The following is a 3,830-nucleotide window of genomic DNA, read 5'->3' as shown; positions in this document are numbered from 1 at the left end:
GGTCAGACAGGAACTTCCCCTGTCAAATCGAATATAGAGTTCAGATTTCATTAGAAATCTGTCTTGCTTTGTTCCATATTTCTATGGAGATTAACAAGAAACAAAGCGCACGTCTTGCACAATGAGCATACCTAACTTTTTGAGCTGCTTCCCAAGCTGTTTAATATCAAAGCAGACAAGGCGGTTATTCAGTTCCACATTGGTACGGTGATTAAAGACGTTCAGACTGCCCGAAACATATAGCTCCAACGCCGCCGCAATGCGGGCGGCTTCCGGCTCCGGCTGTTTCAAAAGCTCGTCGTAAAGGTCGCCCAAGATAGGCATTTTTGCCGGGTCGGGGTCGGCAAGGAACGGACGGTACACATTCCTTACAGCCCGGTCAATGACCGTCTTATCAACAGGCTGCAAGCCCTCCTTGCCGCCGATAACAAGCTCGCATAGGGAAAGGAGAAAGTCGGATTTCAAGGCAAGGGGGTTGTCGTCCTCGCTGTAATTGAGGTTTATGTCCATAGGGTTAATGTACTGCGTACTGTTCGGGGAAAGGTTGATAACCTGTCCATGCAGACGATTGACAACGGGGGCATATTCGCACTCCGGGTCTGAAACGTAAATCGTATCTGTGGTAATGAGAAAAGCGTTGACGATTTCCCGTTTTGCAGAAAAAGACTTGCCGCTTCCCGGCGTACCCAAGATAAGCCCGTTGGGGTTTTTAAGCTGCTTGCGGTCGCAGAGTATCATGTTGTTTGAAAGGGCGTTCAAGCCGTAGTAGAGGGCTTCCCCCGTTTGAAAAAGTTCCTGCGTGATAAAGGGGATAAAGATTGCGGTGCTGCTTGTCGTCAGCCCCCTTTCAATGGCAATGCGGTTTTCCCCAAGAGGGACGCTGCTCATCAGCCCGTCCTCCTGCTGATAGTCAAGGCGGGTCAAAGCGCAGTTGTATTTCTGTGCAATGCCCGCCGCCGCGAAAATGTCATTTTCCAGTTTCCGTTTGGTGTCTGTCAGGTTCACCACAAGGAACGTGAGCAGAAACATTCGCTCGTTGCGGCTTTGTAAATCCTGCAACAAGTTCTTTGCTTCGCCGCCGTAGGTAGCAAGGTCGGACGGAATGATGTCCATGTCATAACCGCTGCGTACCGCCTTTTTCTGTTCTTCAATCTTCATCTTGTCAAGGTCTGTGATTTTCCGCTTAATGGTCTTGATTGCTTCGCTTTGGTCGATACTGCGGATATGAAGATTGACGATTACCCCCGTTTCCAAATCCAGCATATCCGCTAAGATACGGTCGTTCAGCTCCGGGGCAAGGATTTCAAGAAACGATACCGCACCGATTTTACGCCCCATGCGGAAATATCTGCCCTCGCCGAAACGGAATGAGGACGGGGCGATAAAGTCTTTTGTACTAAGCCCGGACGGGGCAAGCCAAGCCCAATCAAAGGAGAACGGTTCGCCCTCCGGGTGGAATACCCCATGCAGCACCTTTAAGCGTTCCGCACCGTTTAAGGGGTGTGCCGATACTCCAAGCACTTTAAAGTTGTTGAGTATATCGGTTTCCAAACGGGCAAGGCGGGATTTTGCCGCCGCCAAGTTGTCGGCTTCTATGGAAAAGGTGATGTACTTCTGCTTTACAAGCCCGTTGTTTCCCTTTGCAAGCTGATTTTTCAGCATATCCGTATATTCGTTTCGGATAGAGTTGAAAGCGTCGTCCTGCTCCGGGATATGGATAGCCTGTTCTGCCTGTTCCCGCTGCGCCCCTTGATTGATGAAAGAGAGCTGCACCGATACGGAAGCGTCAAAGTAGTTTAAGAAGTCGCACCAGTTTTCAAAAATGGCGGTCTTGTCGTCGCTGCCCGCAAGCTGATAGTTTATATCTTCAAATGCGATACTCTTTGAATATTTCTTATCCGTTACCTTGCAGATACCGTCCGGGTACATGGCAAGGTACGGGATAGACTGCTGCGCGGTGTGCGCTTTGCCGTCGCCCTTTGCATTTCTTATGAGGGCTTCAATCTGTTTCTTTTCTGCGCGGGACAGCTTGCGTTTTTCTTTTTTTCTTGCCGCGTCCTGCGCCTGTCTGCGTGTTGCCTTTGACAATCGCTGATACCTCCTTTTCTAAATTTCGCTGCCGCTGTAAAACGGCATATAGGTTTTCCGTCCTGTAAGGGCGTTCCTTTGGACGGACAAATTTAGTCTGAATGATGTGTTTTACCAAGACTTCAAGGGGCTGTCCATGCTTTTCATACATGGCAAAGAGGAAGCAGGGCAGCATGACAAGTATCATCACGAACGCTGCAACCGTCGTCCCCGCGTTGTCTTTGAGCAGAAAGAAAAGCGGCAATCCCACAAGGAGAGCCGCCCCAAGACAAATAATCTGCCGTTTGGTAAGGTTGAACGCAACCTTTGTCTTGACTTTGGATAAGTCTTTCGGTACGGGTACATACGCCATTGAAAACCTCCTTTCTGCGGATATGCCCGCTTAGTGTGCGGAAAAAATCTGTTTTGCAAGTGCGCCGGATTTGAACAGGGAAAAACAGAGGATTACCGTATAGGCTGCAAGGGAAAATATCGCGCTGTGTAAGTTGTCGGCGATTATCATGTCGTTTACAAGGACAGCGTAAATGCCGACGCATATCATAATCAGAAAGCCTTGAAAACCAAGCGCGAACAGCCCTTTTAGGTAATTGGTGCCTATCTGCCCCCATTCCCGGTTTGTCATGGTAGCGAATGGAATAGGCGAAACAGAGCAATAGGCGTAAATCTCTATCATTCTGCCGTAGAGGATAACCGTTATCAGTACGGACATGATTTTCATGCACAAGCTCACAAGGCTTGTTTCAAGCATGAGCAACAGTAGTTCGGGGATTTCCATATCGTTAAGCCCCTCTTGCATGGAAGCGAGGGCTTCGGAAACGTCGATTGCCGTATCGCCTCCGATAACCCCCGCCGCGCCGGAAACAATATGCTGCGCCATGTCAAAGACTGCCATTGTAATATCAAAGGTGTGCGTTACCAAGAAAACGGCAACGAACGCTTTGAAAAACCACTTGAAAAACATGAACGTGTCAACGTCGTGCATATTGTTCTTGTCGATAACCATGCTGATTAGCTCGTAGCATAGGACATAGGTAATGACAAGCCCCGCAATGGGGACAATCACATTTTCCGACAGACTTTGTATCATGGAGAAAATGCCCTCGTTCCACCCTTGCGGGGTCTTGCCTACCTCGTTTGCGATAGTGCCTACTTTTTCGTTTACGTCCCCGAACATAGTTGACAGATTACCGTTAATGGCTCCGATTAAGATACCTTTTATCCATTCGTTAATCGCGTCAAGTATGCTCTGCATAGGCTATCCCCGCGCTTATCCGAACAAGCCGGAAAGCAGGGGTACCAGTACCATACCGATAAGGGCAACGCCGCCGCCCGCCATGAGCTGTTTTATCCCCAATTAGGTGTAAAACTCTGCTCGATGGCGGGCGGCGGCGTACAAAAAATCTATATGGTGTTTTTAAGAGAACCGTCCCGGCGGGACAGGTCAGGCAGTGACCTGTTCCACCTCCGGGATGGGTTTGAGATTAAAATGAATTTCGATAGAAATGTGTCTTGTTTTATCTTCGTCAATGCGCTCATGCACGACGATTTCTTTGATTAAGCGGTTAAGGGTGGCTGCGTCCAGCTCTGTGATGTTGGCGTATTCCTGAATGGCTTCCACCCATTGTTTTGCATCATTGGCAAGCTGGACTTCATCGGACAGCCGCTTTCTGCCCTCGGACACTTTTGCTTTAAGCTCCGTCTGCTCGGTCTGTGTCTTTTCCAGCATGGTGTTGAAGTTCTGC

General features: G+C 49.1%; 3 protein-coding genes and 2 pseudogenes. All 5 read right to left on the bottom strand.

Annotation, left to right across the window (positions count from 1 at the left end):
- Positions 1-111: 111 nt before the first annotated feature.
- Positions 112-2,088, bottom strand: a pseudogene (locus tag ACTQXY_RS15185) (VirB4-like conjugal transfer ATPase, CD1110 family); the annotation flags it as partial.
- Positions 2,000-2,440 carry a PrgI family mobile element protein gene (locus tag ACTQXY_RS15180; RefSeq protein ID WP_441660170.1) on the bottom strand — a complete coding sequence of 147 codons (441 nt, stop codon included), beginning with the start codon at positions 2,438-2,440 and terminating at the stop codon, positions 2,000-2,002. The pseudogene ACTQXY_RS15185 and the gene ACTQXY_RS15180, both read right to left, overlap by 89 nt.
- 30 nt (positions 2,441-2,470) lie before the next feature.
- Positions 2,471-3,340 carry a VirB6/TrbL-like conjugal transfer protein, CD1112 family gene (locus ACTQXY_RS15175; protein ID WP_441660169.1) on the bottom strand — a complete coding sequence of 290 codons (870 nt, stop codon included), beginning with the start codon at positions 3,338-3,340 and terminating at the stop codon, positions 2,471-2,473.
- Positions 3,341-3,355: 15 nt separating this feature from the next.
- Positions 3,356-3,439, bottom strand: a pseudogene (locus ACTQXY_RS15170) (Maff2 family mobile element protein); the annotation flags it as partial.
- Positions 3,440-3,529: 90 nt separating this feature from the next.
- The coding region (locus ACTQXY_RS15165; protein WP_441660168.1) for a DUF4368 domain-containing protein at positions 3,530-3,830 on the bottom strand (301 nt) is incomplete at its 5' end.

The organism is Faecalimonas sp. LCP19S3_D12, from assembly GCF_052121495.1.
In the GTDB taxonomy this organism is placed as follows: domain Bacteria; phylum Bacillota; class Clostridia; order Lachnospirales; family Lachnospiraceae; genus Faecalimonas.
This window is presented reverse-complemented; position numbering and strand designations above follow the sequence as displayed.

Coding starts and splice junctions, on each gene's coding strand:
- ACTQXY_RS15175 (WP_441660169.1), bottom strand. CDS start 3,340: ATGCAGAGCATACTTGACGCGATTAACGAATGGATAAAAGGTATCTTA.
- ACTQXY_RS15180 (WP_441660170.1), bottom strand. CDS start 2,440: ATGGCGTATGTACCCGTACCGAAAGACTTATCCAAAGTCAAGACAAAG.